The organism is Agromyces sp. CCNWLW203, from assembly GCF_036576125.1.
Lineage (GTDB): Bacteria > Actinomycetota > Actinomycetes > Actinomycetales > Microbacteriaceae > Agromyces.
The window spans coordinates 966,122-985,244 of record NZ_JAZHYX010000001.1 but is presented as its reverse complement, the minus strand read 5'-3'; the positions used below and the strand labels follow the sequence as shown (position 1 = coordinate 985,244).

Genomic DNA, 19,123 nt, shown 5'->3' with positions numbered 1-19,123 from the left:
GGCACAGGGAAGAATACGTAGCCTAAAGCGAAGCTTCGTATCATACGAAGCAATTCCCCTCGGTACGACCCGCGCTCCGACCCCCAGGACGGCCATGTACAGACTCGCCCGATTCAGCCTCGCCAACCGGGCGCTCGTCGCGCTCGTGACGCTCGTCATCGCCGGCTTCGGCCTGTTCTCGATGACCCAGCTCAAGCAGGAGCTCATTCCTTCGATCGAGCTGCCGCAGACCACCGTCGTCACGGTCGTGCCCGGTGCAAGCCCCGAGGTGATGGACGAGCAGGTGAGCCTGCCGATCTCGAACGCCGTGTCGAACCTCGACGACGTCGAATCGGTCGTCGCGAGCTCGTCGAGCGGGGTGTCGACCGTCTCCGTCGCCTACGCCTACGGCACCGACGCGAAGGAGTTCACGGCGTCGCTGAACGACGCGATCGCCGGTCTCGACGGCACGCTCCCAGAGAACGCCGAGCCCGAGGTGCTCTCAGGCAGCACCTCGTCGCTGCCGATCATGTTCCTGACCGCAGGGGCGACGGATGTCTCGCTGGCCGAGCTCTCCGCAACGCTCGACGACGTCGTGGCGCCCCGACTCGAGGGCATCGACGGCGTGCGTTCCGCCACCGTCTCGGGCGGTGAGACCCAGCGCGTCGTGATCACTCCCGACCAGGCGCAGCTCGCAGAGCAGGGCATCTCGCCGATGGCGATCTCCGACGCCCTCGAGGCCAACGGACTCACGATGCCGCTCGGCAGCATCACCGAAGACGGACAGCTCCTGCCCGTGCAGGGCGGCGAGTCGATCGACTCGCTCGACGCGCTGCAGCAGATCCCGCTCGCGTCGACGACGCAGCCCGGCACCGTCGTGCAACTCGGCGACGTGGCATCCGTCGACCTCGAGACCGAGCCGCAGACCTCGATCACCCGCACGAACGGCGTCGAAGCCCTCTCGCTCTCGATCGTCGCGACCCAGAGCGCCGACGTCGTCGCCGTCTCGCACGCCGTCGACGACGCGCTCGCCGACCTCGCGAGCGAGCTCGACGGCATCGAGCTGACGGTGGTGTTCAGCCAGGCGCCGTTCATCGAGGAATCCATCCAGCACCTCGCGATCGAGGGCCTGCTCGGCCTCCTCTTCGCGATCGTCGTCATCCTGATCTTCCTCATGTCGGTGCGCTCGACGCTCGTGACGGCGATCTCGATCCCGCTCTCGGTGCTCGTGACCTTCATCGGGCTGAACCTCGGCGGCTACTCGCTCAACATGCTCACCCTCGGTGCGCTCACGATCGCGATCGGCCGCGTGGTCGACGACTCGATCGTCGTCATCGAGAACATCAAGCGCCACCTCGCCTACGGCGAGGCGAAGGTGCAGGCGATCCTCGGAGCCGTGCGCGAGGTCGCGGGGGCGATCACCTCGTCGACGCTCACGACCGTCGCCGTCTTCCTGCCGATCGCGCTCGTCGGCGGCATGGTCGGCGAGCTCTTCGCGCCGTTCGCCCTCACGGTGACGATCGCGATGCTCTCGTCGCTGCTCGTCTCGCTCACGATCGTGCCCGTGCTCTCGTACTGGTTCCTGCGGCAGCCGAAGAACCTCGACGACATCGAGGCCACCCGCCTCGCCGCCGAGGAGAAGGAGCGCAAGGGGTGGCTGCAGCGCGGCTACGCGCCGGTGCTCCGCGGCACGCAGAAGCACCCGGTGATCACGCTCGTCTCGTCGGTGCTGCTGCTCGTCATCACCTTCGCGATGGTGCCGTTCCTGAAGGTCGACTTCCTCGGCTCGACCGGCCAGAACATGGTCATGGTCACGCAGGAGTTCCCGGCCGGCAGCGACCTCGAGACGGTCTCGGCTGGCGCCGAGCAGGTCGAAGACGTGCTGCTGGGCACCGAGGGCGTCGAAGACGTCATGCTCACCGCGGGTTCGGGCGGCGGCATGATGTCGATGCTCGGCGGCGCGGGCGGCACCGCGACCTACATCGTGAACACCTCGAAGGACGTCGACCAGCTCGCGCTGCAGGACGAGCTGCGGGTGAGCCTCGCCGAGATCGAGGGCGCGGGTGACATCGGCATCGCCGACTCGGCCGCGATGGGCGGCTTCGGCGGCACCGTCGACGTGATCGTGCAGGCCGCGAACGAGGGCGATCTCGCCGCGGCATCCGATGACGTGCTCACCGCCCTCGAAGACACGCCGAACGCCGCAGAGGTCGTGAGCGACCGCGCCCCGGCGCAGCCGATCGTGCAGGTGACGGTCGACCGAACCACCGCGCTCGAGAACGGCCTCACCGAGGTGCAGGTGCTCGGCATCGTGGGGGGCACGCTCTCGCCGCAGTCGATCGGCTCGATCGGCCTCGACGGCGAGGAGTACCGCATCTACGTCGACGGCGCCCCCGCGCCGCAGTCGATCGCCGAGCTCGAGCAGGTCGTGCTGCCGAGCACCGCGAGCCCCGCCGGCTTCGTGCCCCTGTCGGCCGTGGCGAGCGTCGAGGAGGTCACCGTGCCGACCTCGATCGCCCGCCAGTCGGGCGACCTCGTGGCCACGATCTCGATCACGCCCGATGAGGGGGAGCTGGGCGCCGTGACGGCGTCGGTGCAGGAGGAGCTCGCCGAGCTCGAGCTGCCGCAGGGCGTCACGGCCGAGATCGGCGGACTCGCCGAGACGCAGACCGAGTCGTTCGAGCAGCTCGGCCTCGCGATGCTCGTGGCGATCGCGATCGTGTTCATGCTGCTCGTCGCGACGTTCCGGTCGCTGCGCCAGCCCCTGATCCTGCTCGTGTCGATTCCGTTCGCGGCGACGGGCGCCATCGCGCTGCTGCTCGCGACCGGCCGCCCGCTCGGCATCTCGGCGCTCATCGGCATGCTCATGCTGATCGGCATCGTCGTGACGAATGCGATCGTGCTCATCGACCTCGTGAACCAGTACCGGGCGCAGGGTCAGAAGGTGGCCGATGCCGTCTTCAACGGTGCCCGCCAGCGTCTGCGCCCCATTCTCATGACGGCGCTCGCGACGATCTTCGCCCTCATGCCGATGGCGTTCGGCGTCACCGGGTCGAGCGGGTTCATCTCGCAGGACCTCGCGATCGTCGTGATCGGCGGGCTCATCTCGTCGACCCTGCTGACGCTCGTGCTCGTGCCCGTGCTGTACCTGCTCGTCGAGGGTCGCCGCGAGCGGCGCGAGACGAAGCGGGCGGCGAAGGGCGAGGCCAAGCGCGCGGATGCCGCGGGCGCTCCGCTCGCCTCCGCGACCGACGCCTGACCGGCGGTCTCGCGACCAGGGAGCGGGTACCCCGACACGGGTGCCCGCTCCCTGTCCGCATGCTCGCGATCATTGCCGGGCGAAGACCCCGAACGTATCGTTGACGCGAGAGCGTGCTTCGCGTCGACGGCGTCGGGAGGAACCATGGCCACCATCGCGTGGATCGGTCTGGGACACATGGGCGGACCGATGGCGGGCAACCTCGTCGCGGCCGGGCACGTCGTGCGAGGCGTCGACCCGGTGCCCGCCGCCCGCACCGCTGCCGCCGAGCGCGGGGTGCGCGTCGTCGCGACCGTCGAGGAGGCGGTGCGCGAGGTCGACGCCGTCTTCACCTCGCTGCCGCGCAGCGAACACGTGCGCGAGGTCTACGGCGGCGAAGACGGAGTGTGGGCGGCGGCACCGGCATCGGCGCTCCTGCTCGACACCTCGACCGTCGATGTCGCGACGTCGAGGTTCTGCCACGAGGCATCCGTCGAGCGCGGGTTCAGGTTCGTCGACTCGCCCGTCTCGGGCGGCATCGCTGGCGCGGAGGCGGCGACCCTCACCTTCATGCTCGGCGGTGAGCCGGCGGATGTCGCCGAGGCCACGGAGCTCGTCGAGCCGCTCGCCGCGCACGTCTTCGACCTCGGCGGCCCGACGATGGGCATCGCCGCGAAGCTCGCGAACAACTTGATGCTCTTCGTCTCACTGCTCGGGGTGGCCGAGGGCTCGCAGCTCGCCGCCGAGCTCGGACTCGATCCGGCGAAGTTCTTCGAGGTCGCGTCGGTCTCGTCGGGGGAGTCGTGGCCGCTGCGCACCTGGTATCCGGCGCCCGGCGTGGTGCCGACGAGTCCGGCGAACCGCAACTTCGACGCGACCTTCTCGGCCGAGCTCTCCCAGAAGGACCTCTCGTTCGCGCTCGCCGCCGGCGAAGCGGCCGGGCTGCCGATGCCGGCGTCGCGCATCGCGCTCGAGCAGTTCGAGCGATTGATCGCCGAAGGTCTCGGCGGCAAGGACGCGAGCCTCATCGTGAAGTACGCGTCCGCCGACGGGAGCGTCGCGGGGTTCGATCCCGAGGCGTGAGCGTTGCGGTGCTCGCCCGCTCAGTTCGGATCAGCCCTGCTGCACGGCCGCGATGACCTCGGTGAGCCGGTCGCGGAGGCGGCCGAGTTCGTCGAGGCTCATGCCGAGCCGGTCGACGACCTGCGGCGGAATGGCGAGCGCCCGTTCGCGCAGCGCCCGCCCGGCCGGCGTCAGCGCGACGTCGAGGGCGCGCTCGTCACGGGTGCTGCGCTCGCGGGTGAGGTAGCCCTGCGCCTCGAGCCGCTTGAGCAGCGGTGACAGGGTCGCCGGCTCGAGCTGCAGCGCCTCGCCGAGGTCGCGCACCGTGCGCGGGCTCCGCTGCCAGAGGGCGAGCATGACGAGGTACTGCGGGTGCGTGAGGCCGAGCGGCTCGAGGATCGGCCGGTAGACGCCGATCACGCCGCGCGCCGCGACGGCGAGGGCGAAGCAGACCTGGTTCTCGAGGGCGAGCAGGTCGTCGGCGTCGGGCGGCGCGGCGGATGTCGCGGCATCCGTCTCATCGACGGTCTCAGGGAGTGCGCTGCTGGCGTTCATGGGCTTCCAGTATGACGGGGAGGCAAATCATTAGTACACTAATGATTGTGACACGAAGAAAGCGGGAAACGCCACCCGGGGCCCAGCGCGGCTACGCCGGCTTCATCGACCGGCTGAACGCCAAGCTGCTGCCGTACATCGGTCCGCCGCCGCTCGGCCCGTACGACGACGAGCCGGCGCCGGCCGCGCCTCCCGCCTGCCCGCTCTGCGGTGCGCCGATGTCGAGTCACACCATCGACCGCTCCTTCGAGCGCACGCAACTGCACTGCCCCTGACCACGTGTCGGAGCCGGCCGTTACGCTGGCGAGGTGAGCGACTACGAAGTGCTGGAGATCGGCGGCCTCGACGAGTGGCGGGAGCACTTCGGCGGCTTCCGCCCCGAGAGTTCGCGCGACGGGCGACGGGTCGTCGACCACGACCTGACGATGCAGTACATCGGCATGACCGCGAACGCCCTCGAACCGGGTGAAGAGGCCGGTTACTGGCACACGCATTCGCGCGTCGAGGAGCTCTACGTGTTCCTCGGCGGTCGCGGGCAGATGGGTCTCGACGACGAGGTCGTCGACGTGGGCCCGGGCAGCGTCGTGCGCGTAGGCCAAGGGGTCTGGCGCACCTGGCGCTGCGCTCCCGACGGGTCCGAGCAGCTGCGCTGGCTGTGCATCCGCGCCGGCGGCTCCGAGCTGCCGCACCTGCCCGACGACGGGCAGCGCGACAACGACCGCCCGTCGCCCTGGTAGTCGGTGGCGAGACGACGACGGCGACGACCACGGTGACTGCGGGGTTCACGACGCGTCCGAACGGGGCGAGTGACCTGTCGATGGCCGAGGTGCGGGCGGCCTACACCGAGCGAGCCGAGGAGTACATCTCGGTGCTCGGCTCGGTCGCCGATACGCACGAACTCGACCGCGAACTCATCACCCGATGGGCCGAACCCCTCGAGGGGCTGGTGCTCGACGCCGGGTGCGGGCCGGGGCACTGGACCGATCACCTCTGACGGCTCGGCCGTGAGGTCGAAGGCGTCGACCTCACTCCCGCGTTCGTGGCCCGCGCATCGGAGCGGTTTCCCGGGGTTCCGTTCAGGGTGGCGTCGTTCGACGACCTCGGCGTCCCCGATGCCGGGGTCGGCGGAATCCTCGCGTGGTACTCGCTCATCCACCTCGAGCCCGAGCGGGTGCCGGCGGCCCTCGACGAGTTCGCACGGTGCATCGCGCCCGGCGGGAGCCTGCTGGTCGGCTTCTTCGACGGCGCGAGCGTCGAGCCCTTTCCGCACAAGGTCGTGACCGCCTACTTCTGGCCGCCGTCCGCGATGTCCGAGCGGCTCGAGGCTGCGGGGTTCGTGGTCGAAGAGGTGCACACGCGCTGCGATGACGGGCGCCGCCCGCACGCCGCGATCGTGGCACGTCGCACCCACGTCGCGTCAGCGCGCCGCGGCGCGTAACCGAACGCACCGCTCATCCATCCTCGATCCCCGACGTCAACCCCCTGTCGGCACCCGCAGGCGCGACCTAGCTTCGTCACATGGACGAAGCACCCCGCCGCAGTGCAGATCACAGTGCAGACCGCGGTGCAGACCACAGTGCGCGACCGAACCGGCGACCCGACGAGGCGAAGCGCCGCATGGACGACGCGATCGAGACCGATCCCACGCGCGTCGGCCTCTACCTGACGTTCGGCGTGGTGCTCACCGTCATCGGGCTCATCGGCATCGGCATCTACGCGTTCACCCCGCGCAACACTCCGGCCGAGGGCGATGGAACAGCGGATGCCGCATGGCAGTCGGCTGTGATCATCGGCGCGGCGCTCGCCACTGGAATCGGAGTGCTCCTGCTCCTGTGGGCGGTCGTCGCCAGGGTGCGGGCGCGGGCACGCGGAGGCGACCGCTCGTGACGGCGCCGCGCTGATCGCTCGTCACGCTCGAGCCGGCGGCCCACGCTGCCCTGATCACTCGACATGCCGGCGATGCCGGCTCGCGCCGAGGCATCCGCTCGGCTAGCTCTGGGCCGCCAGTCGCCGGCTCACCCAGCGGTCGTACTGCGCCCAGGGGTCGGCGACGCCGAGTCGCAACTCGGCGATGTGGGCGAGCAGTTCGTCGTGCACGCCGAACCACTCGGTGCCCGCGAACCGGTGCCTCGCGAACTGCGCGTGACGGCGCTGCTCGACCGTGCGGTCGCCGAGTTCGAACGCGAGCACCTCGTCGTGCGGCAGGCTCGCGAACCGCACGCGCGGGTTGCCCGACGTGCCGATCTTGATCTGGTCGCGATAGCCGAGGTAGTAGACGACGTCGACTCGGGGGTCGGCCAGCCCGTGGTCGGGCGCGTCGCCGAAGCGCCACTCGCAGATCGCGCAGATGCGGCCCGACGGGTAGACGATCCCGAGCCTCGAGCCGCAGACGAGGCAGGGCCCGGGGAGCAGGTCGGTCACGCCGGCGTCGCGCGCCACCCAGTCGTAAGCCTCGAGTAGGTGCCGTGTGCAGAGGTCGAGGGGTGCACCCGCCTCGACCGGCGCCTCGCACGGGCCGCCGTCGAGGCGGATGCTGCACGCCCGCCCTGAGGCATCCGCTCGGTTCATATCGGAAAGGCTAACCGCGACCACCGACGCGACAGGGGGCCGCGATAGGCTCGATTTCCGACGCCGAATGGCGGCGGACACCGACGTTCGGAGGTCGATCGGCATGCGCCTGTGGCGGAAGCGCGAGCGAAAACGGTTCAAGCCGTTCGACCGCACCGCACTGCCCGAGGCGCCGACGCCCACGTTCGACGAGATGCTCGCCGAAGGCATGCTCGTCGCCGAGTCGGCCGGCCGCATGGCGCTCCGCAACCGCATGATCGTCGAGGCGCTGCGCGGCGAAGAGCCGTTCGCGCCCGAGCGTGCAGCAGCGGCCGCACGCGAGGTGCTCTACGAACTCGTGCAGGAGGCCGACGAGGTCGCCGAGCTCACCAGCGAGGCGCGTTCCGCCGCTGCGAAACGCGACGGCCGGTCGGCGCACGAGCACGACTACCGGCGGGCGGATGCCGCGAACCTCCGCCGGCGCGAGCAGGTCTACGCCGCGGTGGCGAAAGAACTGTGGGAGCGCCGCAACGACCCCGAATACCTCAGCGCGTTCGCCGAACGAGCTCGCGAGGAGGCGTGGGAGGAGGTCTCGGGTGCGATCGAGACGCGCCTCGATCGCGAGTGGGGCGAGTGGCCCGAGATCGAGGTCGACGAGACCTACGAGGCCGAGCGCGACGATCGCATCCACGACCTGCTGGCCGACCTCGACCGCGGCGTGGCCGCTGCCGACGCCGAGCGGGCACGACGTGCCGAGGCGAACGACCCGTTCCGCGGCTTCGCGGGCTGAGGCGCGGGCACTCGAACCTCGAACGTTCATCGAGGGTTCACGGCAAGCGCGAGCGGTCGTGCGCGCCCCGCGGTAGCGTGAGAGGGATGAGCCGAACCGACCGCCTCGACGACGTCGAAGCGTCGCCCGTGCCGGACGGCCCACTCGAAGCGCAGTTCGTGCCGAAGCGTCGGCAGGGGCTCCGGCTGGCCGCGCTGTCGATCGGGCAGGTCGTCAGCTGGGGCATCCTCTATTACGCGATGATCGTCGCGGCGCCCGAGGTGGCGCGCGAGACGGGGTGGTCGCTCATCGCGATCACGGCCGCGTTCTCGGCCGGGCTCGTGGTGTCGGCGCTCGCTGGTGTGCTCGTCGGGCGGCTGCTCGACGACCGCGGGCCACGCACGGTCATGAGTCTCGGATCCCTCGTCGGCGCGATCGGATTCGCGGGCGTGGCGTCGGCGCCCGATCTCTTCGTCTTCGCCGCGGCGTGGGTCGTGTGCGGCATCGCGCAGTCGGCCGTGCTCTACCAGGCCGCGTTCACCGTGATCACCCGGCGCTACGGCGAACGACGCCAGCTTCCGATGACGATCCTGACCCTTGCGGGCGGACTCGCCTCGACGATCTTCGCCCCGATCGTCGCCGGCCTGCTGTCGGTGCTCGACTGGCGGGCGACGTTCCTCGTGCTCGCCGTGGTGCTCGCCGTGGTGACGGTGCCGCTGCACCTGCTGTCGCTCGAGCGACGCTGGCCGCATCGGCCCGCCGAGCACCACGAGCACGCGCACACCGTCTCGTCGGTGCTGCGCACACGCCGGTTCTGGATGCTCGAGATCACGATGATCGCGGTCAGCGTGGCCCTCATGAGCACGACGCTCGCGGCCGTGCCGCTCTACATGGAGAAGGGACTGACCTTCGAGTTCGCGGCGCTCGCGCTCGGTCTGATCGGCGCCGGGCAGGTGATCGGCCGACTGCTGTTCCTCGTGCTGCCGCGCGGTGCGCGACCCTGGGTGCCGGTCGCGATCGTCTGCGCGCTCGCCGCGATCTCGCTCGCCGCACTTGCACTCGTGCCCGGCCCGATCTGGCTGCTCATCGCGATCGGCATCGTCGCCGGCGCCGTGCGCGGTGCGTACACGCTCGTGCAGGCGTCGGCGGTCGCCGACCGCTGGGGCACGCGCAACTACGGTGCGATCAACGGCGCCTTCGCCGCGCCGATCACGATCGCGATGGCCCTCGCCCCCGCGATCGGGCCGGCCGTCGCCGCGGGCGTCGGCTCCTACGCCGCGATGACGGCGGTCATGGCGGGACTCGCGCTCGTCGCGATGTTCACGGCGCGCGCGAGCTAGGCGGCGGCCTCGATGGCATCCGTGTCATCGGGTGCCTTGGGCGTGATCACCGCCTGGCCGGCGGGCGTATCGGCCAGCCCGCGCAACGCGAGGTAGTGCTCGGCGTCGACGCCTGCGGCGCAGCCGGTGCCGGCGGCCGTGATGGCCTGCCTGTAGTGCCGGTCGACGAGGTCGCCGCACGCGAACACCCCCTCGAGATTCGTCCGGGTTGACGGATGCTGCACCTGCACGTAACCGTCATCGTCGAGTTCGACCTGACCGGCGACGAGCTCGCTGCGCGGGTCGTGGCCGATCGCGATGAAGAGGCCGGTCGCGTCCAGCGCTGCCTCCGCACCGGTCGTCGTGTCGCGAAGACGGAGGCGTTCGAGTCCGTCGTCGCCCTCGACGGCGATCACCTCCGCGTTCCAGTACGGGCGGATCTTCGGGTTCGCGAAGGCGCGCTCCTGCATGATGCGCGACGCGCGCAGCGAGTCCCGACGGTGAACGAGGGTCACCGAGTCGGCGAAGCGGGTGAGGAACATCGCCTCTTCGAGCGCCGAGTCGCCGCCGCCGACGACCGCGATGTCCTTGCCCTTGAAGAAGAAGCCGTCGCACGTGGCGCACCACGAGACGCCGCGGCCGGTGAGTCGCTCTTCACCCTCCACGCCGAGCTTGCGGTGGGCGGAACCCGTGGCGAGCACGACGGCGTGCGCCCGGTACTCGACGCCGTTGATGGTGCGGATCGTCTTCACCGTGCCGGTGAGTTCGACCTCGGTGGCGTCGTCGTAGACGATGCGGGCACCGAAGCGCTCGGCCTGCAGCCGCATCTGGTCCATCAGGTCGGGTCCCATGATGCCCTCGGCGAAGCCGGGGTAGTTCTCGACGGCCGTCGTCGTGACGAGGGCCCCACCTGCCTCGACCGAGCTGGCGAGCACGACGGGCGCGAGGCCCGCTCGGGCGAGGTAGAGCGCCGCGGTGTAGCCCGAAGGGCCTGCGCCGACGACGACGACGTTCTCGATGGTCTGGTCACTCATGCGGTGGAACCCTCCAGGGTCTGCAACAACTCTTCGATACGGGTGCGTATCTCGTCACGGACGCGGCGCACCTCGTCGAGTGTCAGTCGCTCGGGGTCGTCGAGCGTCCAGTCGAGGTACCGCTTGCCCGGGTAGATCGGGCACGCGTCGCCGCAGCCCATGGTGACGACGACATCGGCGGCCTGCACGACGTCGTCGGTGAGCGGCTTCGGGAACTCCCGGCTCACGTCGAGCCCGAGTTCTTCGAGGGCGGTCACCACCGCGGGGTTGAGCTCCGCCGACGGCATCGAGCCTGCTGACCGCACGTGCACGCGGTCGCCGGCGATGCTGTGCGTGAGCACGGCCGCCATCTGCGATCTCCCGGCGTTCTGCTCGCAGACGAAGAGCACTTCGGGCACCTCCTGCGTGATGGCGCCCTTCGCCTGGGCCAGTGCGGTCAACCGGTCGGCGGCGAAGCGCCTGACGCGAGTGGCGAGGTGCGCCTGGACGGTCGCCGTTCGGAGCAGGGCCGTGTACGACTCCAGCACGTACCGCTCGACGGTCTCGGCGCCGAAGGTGCCCTCGTACCGCTCGGTCAGCTCGAGGGAGAGATCGTGCAGGTAGCGCTCGGGATAGCTGAGACCGGGCAGGCCCCGTCGCCCGGCGGTGTCGAGGCCGGTCATGGCTATGCGGCCGGGGCGATCTCGGCGATGAGCGCCTCGACGCGGCCGCGGATGTCGTCGCGCACTCGTCGCACTGTCTCGATGTCCTTGCCGGCCGGATCTTCGAGCTCCCAGTCCTCGTAGCGCTTGCCGGGGAAGATGGGGCAGGCGTCGCCGCAGCCCATCGTGATCACGACGTCGGATTCCTTCACGGCCTCGACGGTGAGGACCTTCGGCGTGTTGCCGGCGATGTCGATGCCCTCTTCCGCCATCGCGGCGATCGCGACCGGATTGATCTGGTCCTTCGGCTCGGAGCCGGCGGAGAGCACCTCGACGCGGTTGCCGGCGAGGGCCTGCAGGTAGCCGGCGGCGATCTGGGAGCGGCCGGCGTTGTGCACGCAGACGAAGAGGACGGTGGGCTTCGCGGACATGTGTTTCTCCTTCGGTCACGCCAATCATAGATGAGCGTCTATGGGTTAGTCTATCGTCGCGGTCGATTCCGGCCGACACGGCGATCGAACGGGATGGACGTCATGATGCAGGGAATCGACTCGCGGGCGCTCGCCGGAGAATTCGTCGGAAGCGGCCTGCTCGCCACCGTCGTGGTGGGCTCGGGCATCGCCGCGCAGCGCCTGTCGCCGACCGACACCGGGCTGCAGCTCCTCGAGAACGCCGTCGCGACGACACTCGGTCTCGGCGTGCTCATCATGATCTTCGCCCCGCTCTCGGGTGCGCAGTTCAATCCGATCGTCTCGCTCGTCGACGCTGCGCTCGGCGGACGTCCCTGGCGCGACCTGATCGGCTACCTCCCGGCGCAGTTCGCCGGGTGCGTCGCCGGAGTCGCGCTCGCCAACCTGATGTACGACCTGCCGGCCGTGCAGTCGAGCACCACCGAGCGGATCACTCCGGGCCATCTCCTCTCGGAGGTCGTCGCAACAGCGGGGCTCGTCGTGCTCATCTTCGCGTTGGTGCGAACCGGCCGGGCGCGGGCCGTCGCCCCGGCCGTCGGCGCCTACATCGGTGCAGCGTACTTCTTCACGAGCTCGTCGAGCTTCGCGAATCCCGCGATCACCGTCGCGCGCATGTTCACCGACACCTTCGCCGGTATCGCCCCGACGTCGGTGCCCGGGTTCATGGTGGCGCAGGTGATCGGCGGATGCCTCGGATGGGCCGTCGTGCTGTGGCTGTTCCCGCGTTCGGCGCACGAAGACGCGGCGCACCCGCGCGCGTCGGCGCCGGACGTCACAGCTCGCGATGACGTCGATCTGGCCCCTGCGCCGCGCTGACGTCGATCGCTCGGGTCAGCCGGCGTTCACGCCGAGTTCGCCCAGCAGCCCGCGCACGCGACCCTCGATCTCGTCGCGGATCTCGCGCACTCGGGCGATCGGCAGCCCGGCCGGGTCGTCGAGCTCCCAGTCGAGGTATCGACGACCCGGGTAGACCGGGCAGGCGTCGCCGCATCCCATCGTGATCACGATGTCGGCGGCGCGCACGACCTCGTCGGTGAGCGGCTTCGGGAACTCGCCGCCGATCGGCACGCCGATCTCGTCGAGCGCCGCGACGATCGTCGACTTCACGGCGCTCGCCGGCTCGGAACCCGCTGATCGCACGCGCACGCGGTCGCCGGCCAGGTGCCGCAGCATCGCGGCGGCGATCTGCGATCGCCCGGCATTCTGCACGCAGACGAAGAGCACCTCGGGCGGGCCGCCGCCCGTCTCGGACTGCTGCATCGCGAGCGCCTCGAGCCGCTCGGCGGCGAACCGCGACGTGAGCGACGGCAGATATCGCGTGATGCGCGAGCGCTCGACGAGGAGGTCATGGCTCTCACGCACGTACCGCCCGACCGTCTCGGGTGAGAACACCCCGGCGAAGCGGTCGGCGAGGTCGGATGCCACGCGCGCGAGCACCTCGTCGGAGGCGTGGCTCGCGGCATCCGTCTGCAATAGCTCGTCGACCCGGTCGGACGCGCCCGGCGCGATCGAGTACCAGACCTGGCGCCCCTCGGGGAAGCGCTCGAGCACGCCGGCGTCGAACAGGGTCTTCACGTGGTGGCTGACGGTCGGCTGGGTGAGCCCGAGTTCGATCGCGAGCCGCCCGACGAGCGCGCGCCCCTCTGGACTCTCGCGCATCACGCCGAGAATGCGCAGACGCGTCGGATCGGTGAGCAGACGGATGTCGCGCGCCGCACCGTTGTCGATCGAAGAACCGCTCGCCGCGCCATCCATAGATCGAAGTCTATGCGCGGCCGAGGCATGCTCGGCCTGCGGTGATGGCGCGACGAGTGAGGCGCAGGGGATGATCGGCTGCGATCAGCTGCAGCAGCTCCCGTTGGTCTCGTTCGCCGCTCCCGCCGTGGCGGGCGCACCGGTCGAGCACACGCCCGTGGCCGGCAGCACGAGCTCGACGTTGCGGGCGGCCGCCGCGTCGCCGGCGAGCCACGCCGACACCGAGCGCACCTGCTCGTACCCGGTCGCGAGCAGGAAGGTCGGCGCGCGCCCGTAGCTCTTCATGCCCACGATGAAGAAGTCGCGCTCTGGCTGGGTGAGCTCGGCGAAGCCGTGCGGCTCGACGGTGCCGCACGAGTGTACGTTCGGGTCGATGAGCGGGGCGAGTCGCCGGGGAGCCTCGACGATGTCGTCGAGCTCGAGGCGGATCTCGCGGAGCATGTCGAGGTTCGGGCGGAAGCCCGTCGCGTTCACGATGCGGTCGGCCGAGATCGTCTCGAGCCCGTCGCCGCGACGGCCGGTGATGCGGGCGACGGATGCCTCGTCGTCCGCGTTGGTCGAGGGGCGCCCGACGGAGGAGGACGCGTCTCGAGACCCGCGCGCGAGCCTCACGATCTCGAACCGGTCGACGAGCTCGATGCGGCCGGCGTCGACGAGCGCGTCGACACGCGCCCCGATCGACGCCCGCGCCGCGAGTTCGTCGTCGGGCGACGTCGTGACCCGTGCTGCCGTGGCGTTGCGGATGACCCAGGTGATGCGCGTGCCGGGCTCCTGTTCGGCCAGGGTCGCGAGCTTCAGCAGCGTGTTGGCGGCCGAGTGCCCGGCGCCGACGACGACGGTGTGCCGGCCGGCGAACGCGGCGCGCTCGCGACCGAGGACGTCGGGCAGCGCGTGGCTGACGAGGTCGGCGACCTCGGGCAGCCCGAGCGGGTCGAGCCCCGAGGAGCCGAGGCTGTTCGGGGTGAGGTAGGTGCCCGAGGCGTCGATCACGGCACGGGCGGTGAGCTCTTCGACGCCGTCGGCGGTGCGCACGCGCAGCAGGAACGGCGTCTGGGCCCGGCCAGTGGTGCGGGTGCGGTCCATGCCCTCGCGGGTGACGTCGGTGACGTCGACGCCGAGGCGTGTGCGCCCGGCGATGGCCGGCAGTGCAGCCAGTGGTGCGAGGAACTGCTCGACCAGCTCGGCGCCCGTGGGCAGCGAATCGGCGGGAGGCGGGGTCCAGCCCGTCTCGGAGAGCAGGCGTGCAGCGGCGGGATCGACGAGGTGCTTCCAGGGGGAGAACAAGCGGGTGTGCCCCCATTGCACGACGCTCGCGCCGATGCGGTCGCCGGCCTCGAGCAGCACGAAGTCGATGCCGCGTTCGGAGAGGTTCGCCGCGGCCGCGAGGCCGATCGGCCCGGCGCCGACGATGGCGACGGGCAGGCCCCGAAGCCGTGAGGGAGCTGTGGTGGTCGGGGCGGTGAGGTCGATGAGGGTCATCCGTGTCTCTCATTCATTGAAGGTTGTCGATATAGCGAGTGTGGCGACTATATCGACAGATGTCAATATACGGGTAGAGTGGTGCTCGTGACCATGATCGAGCTGCCCCTCCTCTCGCGTGACGCCGCCGAGGCGGAGGCCGTCGCTGCCGCCGGCGCCGCGCCCGCGGCGTGCTGCGGCCCGCTCACTCGCGAGGCCATCACGGCGCCCGAGGCCGACGTGTTCGCTCGAAAGCTCAAAGCCCTCGCCGACCCGGTGCGCCTGCGGCTCGTCTCGATCGTCGCGGCATCCGAGGGTCAGGAGGCGTGCGTGTGCGACCTCACCGAGCCGGTCGGGCTCAGCCAGCCGACGGTGTCGCACCACCTGAAGATCCTGACCGAGGCCGGCATCCTCTCGCGCACGAAACGCGGCACGTGGGCGTACTTCCGCTTGGTGCCGGGCGCGCTCGAGGCGATCGCCGCACCGCTCGTCAGCGTCTGAGTCGGCCGCGCGCCGAGCGCGCCGTACGGGTCAGCGAACTGGTTCCCGCCCGAAGCGCGCGAGGAACGTCGACACCGCCTCGTCGGCGATGCGATCGAGCTCGGCGTCGTCGTACGGCCGAGCGGTTCCCTCGAGCGTGAGTCGATTGAGCGGAACGGCGATCACCAGCCATGTGAACTGCTCTGCGGCGATGTGCGCCGGCTCGGCGTGCAGCACGCCTCGCTGGGTCAGCACCGAGAACGCGTTCGCGAGGGCGGTGATGTTGCGTTCCCAGCTGCGCTCGACGTAGTCGGAGGCGATGGCGGGGAAGCGGGCGGCCTCGGCCGCCACCAGGGTGCGCATCTGCAGCACCGCCGGAGACAGCACGCCGCGCTGCAGCACACCCGCGAGCTGTCGCAACTGTGCGATTGGCTCGTCGGCGGTCGAGAGGGCGTCGGTGTGCGGCTTCATCGCATCGCGTCCGCGCTCGACCCAGTCGGCGACCACCGCTGCGAACAGCTCGTTCTTCGACGGGTAGTCGCGGTAGAGGGAGGCTTTCGAGATGCGTGCGGCCGACGCGACCGAGTCCATGGTCGTGCCCGCGAAGCCGTTCGAGAGGAACTGCGCCCTCGCGATGTCGAGCAGTGCGGCACCGGCCGTGCCACGCGGCCGACCGAGGCGGCGTGTTTCACTCGTGGCCATGACCCTCCGATTTAGTACTTGACAGTACTTTACATGGCGCCTACCGTGTAACTAAAGAACCCGGCAGTACTAAACTTGAAGGGTCGGAAGATGGTCTTCCTCGGAATCGCGATCGCGGCGGTGGCTGCCTTCATCCTCAGCTCCGTGTACTACATCGTGGCGCCGAAGGCCCCGCCGGCCTCCGCCGAACGCGGCACCGCCCGCGACGAACGCCCGAAGCCGTGGCAGATCCTGCTCGAACTCGTGCGCAGCGCCATCGTCGCCGGTCTCATCGCGGGCCTGATGATCGCCGCCGGCTGGTCGGGCGCGTGGGCGGGGGTGCTGCTCGGCCTCTCGCTCTTCGCGCTGCCGCTCGTGCTGCTCGCCGGCTCGGTGCAATGGGAGAAGGTGCCGGTGTCGACCGCCGCGCTCCACGCCGGCGACTGGCTGCTGAAGCTCGTGCTCGTCGGCGTCATCGTCGGCCTGTTCGTCTGAACCGAGAACTGTTTCGTCTGAAACCGAGAGAGAAGGGGCGATCATGACCAGCAAGGCAGGCCCGCTCGACATCACCTTCACCGCCGTGCTCGGCAAGGCGCAGCCCGGAGACACGTGGACGTGCGTGAAGCTGCCCGACTCGGCCGCCATCTTCGGCACCCGCGGACTCGTCAAGGTCGCCGGCACGGTCGACGGGGTCGAGTTCCGCAGCTCGTTCATGGCGCTCGGCGACGGCACCCACAAGCTGCCGGTCGCCGCCGAACTGCGCCGCTCGATCGGCAAGACCGACGGCGACGAGGTCACCGTGCACCTGACCGAACGCCTCGGGTGACGAGGCGAGACCAGTGAGCGGATGCCCCGGCGTGCTGCAGCATCGAGCAAATCGACCATTCACGTGCTGTTGTGAGTATGTCCGAACTTAGTTACGCTTGACCGTGGAGGCGCACAGGAGCGTCCCAACGGTTGAGAGGACTCTCGGTGATCCGAACTGCGAACGCGCCGGTCAGTTATGGCGTCTTCGAACTTTCCCGCCCCGACGTCGTGCCGCTGCCCGATGGAGAGCAGCTGGCGACGTGGGTGGCCGAGGCGGGCTACGAGGGCATCGATCTCGGCCCGGTCGGCCTGTTCGGTGATCGGCTCGGATTGCCCCGACTCCTCGAGCGCCACGGCCTCGCGCTCGCCGGCGGCTGGGTCGACCTGCCCTTCGCGGGCACCGACGACGACTTCGAGCGAGCATTCGCCGGGCTCGCCCCGACGCTCGAGCTGTTCGCCGCGGCAGCGGCAGTCGCCCCTGACCGCGCGCCGAAGCCGACCCTCGCCGACTCGGGATCACCCGAGCGGAAGGCGCATCCCGGCGGAGCCCCCGAGCTCGAGCTCGACGACACGCGATGGGCGGTCTTCACCGCACGCGTGCAGCGAGCCGCCGCCCTGACTCGCGCGGCCGGTCTCGAGCCGACCTTCCACCACCACGCGAGCACCTACATCGAGACGCCGCGCGAGATCGATCGGTTCCTCGCCGACACCGATGTGGACCTGACGTTCGACACCGGGCACCTGCTCGTCGGCGGCGGCGACCCCGTCACCGACTTCCCGCGTTGGGCCGAGCGCATCAATCACGTGCACCTGAAGGACGCCGACCGCTCGGTGCTCGCCGCGGCGGCGGGCTCGACCGACCCCATGCGCGACATCTGGGAGCGACGCGTCTTCGTCGCGCTCGGCGAAGGCGACCTCGAGGTCGACCGGATCGTCGACACGATCGTCGGCTCGGGTTACGACGGCTGGATCGTCGTCGAGCAGGACGTCATCCTGCAGGACGCCGATGACGTCGCGCGGGCGCGCGCCGATCAGATCGCGAACCGCGAGCGCCTGCGGCGGTGGTTCGCATGACCGGCTTCGACGAGCAGCCCGTTCCGGTCGCCGGCGACGAGACCGGGCGTCCCCGCGAGCGCGTGCGGCTCGCGGTCATCGGCCTCGGCGCGATCAGCCAGAGCGTGCACCTGCCGCTCATCCGGCGCAACCACGACCTCGTCGAGCTCGTCGCCGTCGTCGACCTCTCGGCGTCGCGCGCACAAGAGGTCGCCGAGGCATCCGGCGCCGGCGTCGCCCCCTTCACCTCGGTCGAGGCGCTCATCGCGGCGGTCGCCGCCGGCGAATTGCACCTCGACGGCGCAATCCTCGCGACCGCGGGCTCGCATGCACCGGATGTCGCGCGCCTCGTCGCTGCCGGAATCCGGGTGCTCGCCGAGAAGCCGCTCGCCTTCTCGCTCGCCGAGACCGACGCGCTCCGCGATCTCGCGGCGGCGCACGGCATCGAGCTCGCCGACTGGGTGCGGGTGGGCTACATGAAGGAGCACGACCCGGCGTCCGCCATGGCCAGGGCCCTGCTCGCAGAGGTCGACATCCGGGCCGTGACGGTCGAGGTGCTGCACCCCGCCGACGGTGCGCAGCTCGCCTTCGCGAACCTCGCGGCCCCGCCGACCGACGTGCCGGCCGACACCCTCGCCACGCTCATCGCCGCGACCGACGCGACAGTCGCGACCGCGATCGGAGACGCCGCCGAGCCGCTTCCGAAGCTCTACACGAACGTCGTGCTCGGCTCGATCGTGCACGACATCGGGCTCCTTCGATCCCTCGTGGGCGGCATCGGCACGGTCGACCGTGCCCGCCATACCGGCCCGGCATTCCCCGGCTCGCTCAGCCTCGGCGGCTTCCTCGCCGAGCGCACCGAGGTGCCGTGGTCGATCGACTGGCACTTCATCCCGCGCTACCCCGAGTACCGCGAGACCGTCACCTTCCACCACGAGACGGGCTCCATCGCCCTCACCTTCGCGGTGCCCTACGTGCTCAACGTCCCCACGGTGCTCACCGTCGTCGAGAACGCCGAACCCCTTGGGTCGCGGCGCTCCGAGACGCGGTGGATGCAGGAGGAGGCGTTCGAGCAGGAGCTCCGATCGTTCGCGGCACTCGCCGCGGGGCATCCGGAGCCAGGCCCATCGGTCGCAGAGGGGGTCGCCGACATCGTCGTCGGCCAGCGGATGCTCCGCGCCCTCGCCGATTCGATCGGCTCACCGCTCGACGGGTCGACGGAGGCAGGCGCCGCCGGCGACCGGCGGGCCTGACCACCGCACCAAGAGAGCACCA

At 70.4% G+C, this 19,123-nt stretch carries 22 protein-coding genes and 1 pseudogene; 15 read left to right on the top strand and 8 right to left on the bottom strand.

Annotated features, from left to right (window positions below; translation table 11 throughout):
• The first annotated feature begins 94 nt into the window (after positions 1–94).
• On the top strand, positions 95–3,238 hold the full coding sequence (locus VPH61_RS04505) for an efflux RND transporter permease subunit (protein ID WP_332062315.1): 3,144 nt from the start codon (positions 95–97) through the stop codon (positions 3,236–3,238).
• A gap of 144 nt (positions 3,239–3,382) precedes the next feature.
• A complete protein-coding gene (locus VPH61_RS04500) occupies positions 3,383–4,300 on the top strand; it encodes an NAD(P)-dependent oxidoreductase (RefSeq protein WP_332062314.1) in 918 nt (305 codons plus the stop codon).
• A gap of 30 nt (positions 4,301–4,330) precedes the next feature.
• Here VPH61_RS04500 and VPH61_RS04495 read toward each other — a convergent pair whose 3' ends face one another.
• Complete coding sequence (locus VPH61_RS04495; RefSeq protein WP_332062313.1) at positions 4,331–4,834, bottom strand: MarR family winged helix-turn-helix transcriptional regulator; 504 nt, start codon at positions 4,832–4,834, stop codon at positions 4,331–4,333.
• A 47-nt stretch (positions 4,835–4,881) separates the two neighbouring features.
• Between VPH61_RS04495 and VPH61_RS04490 the strand changes: the two genes are divergently transcribed.
• From VPH61_RS04490 to VPH61_RS04470, 5 genes and pseudogenes are all read left to right on the top strand, one after another.
• Positions 4,882–5,109: a hypothetical protein gene (locus tag VPH61_RS04490; protein ID WP_442879053.1), complete on the top strand. Its 228-nt coding sequence runs from the start codon at positions 4,882–4,884 to the stop codon at positions 5,107–5,109.
• Between the two features lie 33 nt (positions 5,110–5,142).
• Positions 5,143–5,571 carry a cupin domain-containing protein gene (locus VPH61_RS04485; RefSeq protein WP_332062311.1) on the top strand — a complete coding sequence of 143 codons (429 nt, stop codon included), beginning with the start codon at positions 5,143–5,145 and terminating at the stop codon, positions 5,569–5,571.
• A 32-nt stretch (positions 5,572–5,603) separates the two neighbouring features.
• The gene (locus VPH61_RS04480) at positions 5,604–5,828 is read left to right on the top strand and encodes a hypothetical protein (protein WP_332062310.1); all 225 of its coding nucleotides are present in this window, start codon (positions 5,604–5,606) and stop codon (positions 5,826–5,828) included.
• A gap of 15 nt (positions 5,829–5,843) precedes the next feature.
• A pseudogene (locus VPH61_RS04475) lies at positions 5,844–6,272 on the top strand (class I SAM-dependent methyltransferase); the annotation flags it as partial.
• 80 nt (positions 6,273–6,352) lie between these two features.
• Positions 6,353–6,721: a hypothetical protein gene (locus VPH61_RS04470; RefSeq protein WP_332062309.1), complete on the top strand. Its 369-nt coding sequence runs from the start codon at positions 6,353–6,355 to the stop codon at positions 6,719–6,721.
• Positions 6,722–6,823: 102 nt separating this feature from the next.
• Here VPH61_RS04470 and VPH61_RS04465 read toward each other — a convergent pair whose 3' ends face one another.
• The gene (locus tag VPH61_RS04465) at positions 6,824–7,402 is read right to left on the bottom strand and encodes a GIY-YIG nuclease family protein (RefSeq protein ID WP_332062308.1); all 579 of its coding nucleotides are present in this window, start codon (positions 7,400–7,402) and stop codon (positions 6,824–6,826) included.
• 67 nt (positions 7,403–7,469) lie between these two features.
• On the opposite strand from VPH61_RS04465, the gene VPH61_RS04460 reads away from it, so the two are divergent.
• Both VPH61_RS04460 and VPH61_RS04455 read left to right on the top strand, forming a co-directional pair.
• Positions 7,470–8,171, top strand: a complete 702-nt coding sequence (locus tag VPH61_RS04460) for a hypothetical protein (protein WP_332062307.1) — start codon at positions 7,470–7,472, stop codon at positions 8,169–8,171.
• 86 nt (positions 8,172–8,257) lie between these two features.
• On the top strand, positions 8,258–9,490 hold the full coding sequence (locus VPH61_RS04455) for an MFS transporter (protein WP_332062306.1): 1,233 nt from the start codon (positions 8,258–8,260) through the stop codon (positions 9,488–9,490).
• Here VPH61_RS04455 and trxB read toward each other — a convergent pair.
• From trxB to VPH61_RS04440, 3 genes are read right to left on the bottom strand one after another with little or no spacing between them, the layout of a single operon-like run.
• A complete protein-coding gene (trxB, locus tag VPH61_RS04450; protein ID WP_332062305.1) occupies positions 9,487–10,503 on the bottom strand; it encodes a thioredoxin-disulfide reductase in 1,017 nt (338 codons plus the stop codon). The two genes, VPH61_RS04455 and trxB, sit on opposite strands and share 4 nt — an antisense overlap.
• Positions 10,500–11,165, bottom strand: coding sequence for an arsenate reductase ArsC (locus VPH61_RS04445; protein WP_332062304.1), 666 nt, complete (start codon positions 11,163–11,165; stop codon positions 10,500–10,502). Before VPH61_RS04445 ends, trxB begins: the two co-directional genes overlap by 4 nt.
• A 2-nt stretch (positions 11,166–11,167) precedes the next feature.
• Complete coding sequence (locus VPH61_RS04440) at positions 11,168–11,575, bottom strand: arsenate reductase ArsC (protein WP_332062303.1); 408 nt, start codon at positions 11,573–11,575, stop codon at positions 11,168–11,170.
• 102 nt (positions 11,576–11,677) lie between these two features.
• On the opposite strand from VPH61_RS04440, the gene VPH61_RS04435 reads away from it, so the two are divergent.
• Entirely contained in the window at positions 11,678–12,430 is a 753-nt protein-coding gene (locus VPH61_RS04435; protein ID WP_442879052.1) for an aquaporin, read from the top strand.
• Positions 12,431–12,445: 15 nt separating this feature from the next.
• Here the strand turns inward: VPH61_RS04435 and VPH61_RS04430 are convergent, their stop codons facing one another.
• A complete protein-coding gene (locus VPH61_RS04430) occupies positions 12,446–13,369 on the bottom strand; it encodes a metalloregulator ArsR/SmtB family transcription factor (RefSeq protein WP_332062302.1) in 924 nt (307 codons plus the stop codon).
• An 84-nt stretch (positions 13,370–13,453) separates the two neighbouring features.
• Positions 13,454–14,848: an FAD-dependent oxidoreductase gene (locus VPH61_RS04425; RefSeq protein ID WP_332062301.1), complete on the bottom strand. Its 1,395-nt coding sequence runs from the start codon at positions 14,846–14,848 to the stop codon at positions 13,454–13,456.
• Positions 14,849–14,941: 93 nt separating this feature from the next.
• On the opposite strand from VPH61_RS04425, the gene VPH61_RS04420 reads away from it, so the two are divergent.
• Positions 14,942–15,328, top strand: coding sequence for an ArsR/SmtB family transcription factor (locus tag VPH61_RS04420; RefSeq protein WP_332062532.1), 387 nt, complete (start codon positions 14,942–14,944; stop codon positions 15,326–15,328).
• Positions 15,329–15,358: 30 nt separating this feature from the next.
• Here VPH61_RS04420 and VPH61_RS04415 read toward each other — a convergent pair whose 3' ends face one another.
• Complete coding sequence (locus VPH61_RS04415) at positions 15,359–16,009, bottom strand: TetR/AcrR family transcriptional regulator (RefSeq protein ID WP_332062300.1); 651 nt, start codon at positions 16,007–16,009, stop codon at positions 15,359–15,361.
• Between the two features lie 90 nt (positions 16,010–16,099).
• On the opposite strand from VPH61_RS04415, the gene VPH61_RS04410 reads away from it, so the two are divergent.
• From VPH61_RS04410 to VPH61_RS04395, 4 genes are all read left to right on the top strand, one after another.
• Complete coding sequence (locus VPH61_RS04410) at positions 16,100–16,483, top strand: DUF1761 domain-containing protein (protein WP_332062299.1); 384 nt, start codon at positions 16,100–16,102, stop codon at positions 16,481–16,483.
• A 43-nt stretch (positions 16,484–16,526) separates the two neighbouring features.
• Complete coding sequence (locus VPH61_RS04405; protein ID WP_332062298.1) at positions 16,527–16,814, top strand: DUF1905 domain-containing protein; 288 nt, start codon at positions 16,527–16,529, stop codon at positions 16,812–16,814.
• A 146-nt stretch (positions 16,815–16,960) separates the two neighbouring features.
• Positions 16,961–17,869, top strand: a complete 909-nt coding sequence (locus VPH61_RS04400) for a TIM barrel protein (RefSeq protein ID WP_332062297.1) — start codon at positions 16,961–16,963, stop codon at positions 17,867–17,869.
• Positions 17,866–19,101: a Gfo/Idh/MocA family protein gene (locus tag VPH61_RS04395; protein ID WP_332062296.1), complete on the top strand. Its 1,236-nt coding sequence runs from the start codon at positions 17,866–17,868 to the stop codon at positions 19,099–19,101. The genes VPH61_RS04400 and VPH61_RS04395 overlap by 4 nt, the downstream gene beginning before the upstream one ends.
• Positions 19,102–19,123 lie beyond the last annotated feature (22 nt).

Excerpts from the sequence above, each read along its gene's own strand:
- VPH61_RS04505 (WP_332062315.1), top strand. The coding sequence starts at position 95 with ATGTACAGACTCGCCCGATTCAGCCTCGCCAACCGGGCGCTCGTCGCG.
- VPH61_RS04500 (WP_332062314.1), top strand. The coding sequence starts at position 3,383 with ATGGCCACCATCGCGTGGATCGGTCTGGGACACATGGGCGGACCGATG.
- VPH61_RS04495 (WP_332062313.1), bottom strand. The coding sequence starts at position 4,834 with ATGAACGCCAGCAGCGCACTCCCTGAGACCGTCGATGAGACGGATGCC.
- VPH61_RS04470 (WP_332062309.1), top strand. The coding sequence starts at position 6,353 with ATGGACGAAGCACCCCGCCGCAGTGCAGATCACAGTGCAGACCGCGGT.
- VPH61_RS04465 (WP_332062308.1), bottom strand. The coding sequence starts at position 7,402 with ATGAACCGAGCGGATGCCTCAGGGCGGGCGTGCAGCATCCGCCTCGAC.
- VPH61_RS04460 (WP_332062307.1), top strand. The coding sequence starts at position 7,470 with ATGGCGGCGGACACCGACGTTCGGAGGTCGATCGGCATGCGCCTGTGG.
- VPH61_RS04455 (WP_332062306.1), top strand. The coding sequence starts at position 8,258 with ATGAGCCGAACCGACCGCCTCGACGACGTCGAAGCGTCGCCCGTGCCG.
- trxB (WP_332062305.1), bottom strand. The coding sequence starts at position 10,503 with ATGAGTGACCAGACCATCGAGAACGTCGTCGTCGTCGGCGCAGGCCCT.
- VPH61_RS04445 (WP_332062304.1), bottom strand. The coding sequence starts at position 11,165 with ATGACCGGCCTCGACACCGCCGGGCGACGGGGCCTGCCCGGTCTCAGC.
- VPH61_RS04440 (WP_332062303.1), bottom strand. The coding sequence starts at position 11,575 with ATGTCCGCGAAGCCCACCGTCCTCTTCGTCTGCGTGCACAACGCCGGC.
- VPH61_RS04435 (WP_442879052.1), top strand. The coding sequence starts at position 11,678 with ATGATGCAGGGAATCGACTCGCGGGCGCTCGCCGGAGAATTCGTCGGA.
- VPH61_RS04430 (WP_332062302.1), bottom strand. The coding sequence starts at position 13,369 with ATGGATGGCGCGGCGAGCGGTTCTTCGATCGACAACGGTGCGGCGCGC.
- VPH61_RS04425 (WP_332062301.1), bottom strand. The coding sequence starts at position 14,848 with ATGACCCTCATCGACCTCACCGCCCCGACCACCACAGCTCCCTCACGG.
- VPH61_RS04420 (WP_332062532.1), top strand. The coding sequence starts at position 14,942 with ATGATCGAGCTGCCCCTCCTCTCGCGTGACGCCGCCGAGGCGGAGGCC.
- VPH61_RS04415 (WP_332062300.1), bottom strand. The coding sequence starts at position 16,009 with ATGGCCACGAGTGAAACACGCCGCCTCGGTCGGCCGCGTGGCACGGCC.
- VPH61_RS04410 (WP_332062299.1), top strand. The coding sequence starts at position 16,100 with ATGGTCTTCCTCGGAATCGCGATCGCGGCGGTGGCTGCCTTCATCCTC.
- VPH61_RS04405 (WP_332062298.1), top strand. The coding sequence starts at position 16,527 with ATGACCAGCAAGGCAGGCCCGCTCGACATCACCTTCACCGCCGTGCTC.
- VPH61_RS04395 (WP_332062296.1), top strand. The coding sequence starts at position 17,866 with ATGACCGGCTTCGACGAGCAGCCCGTTCCGGTCGCCGGCGACGAGACC.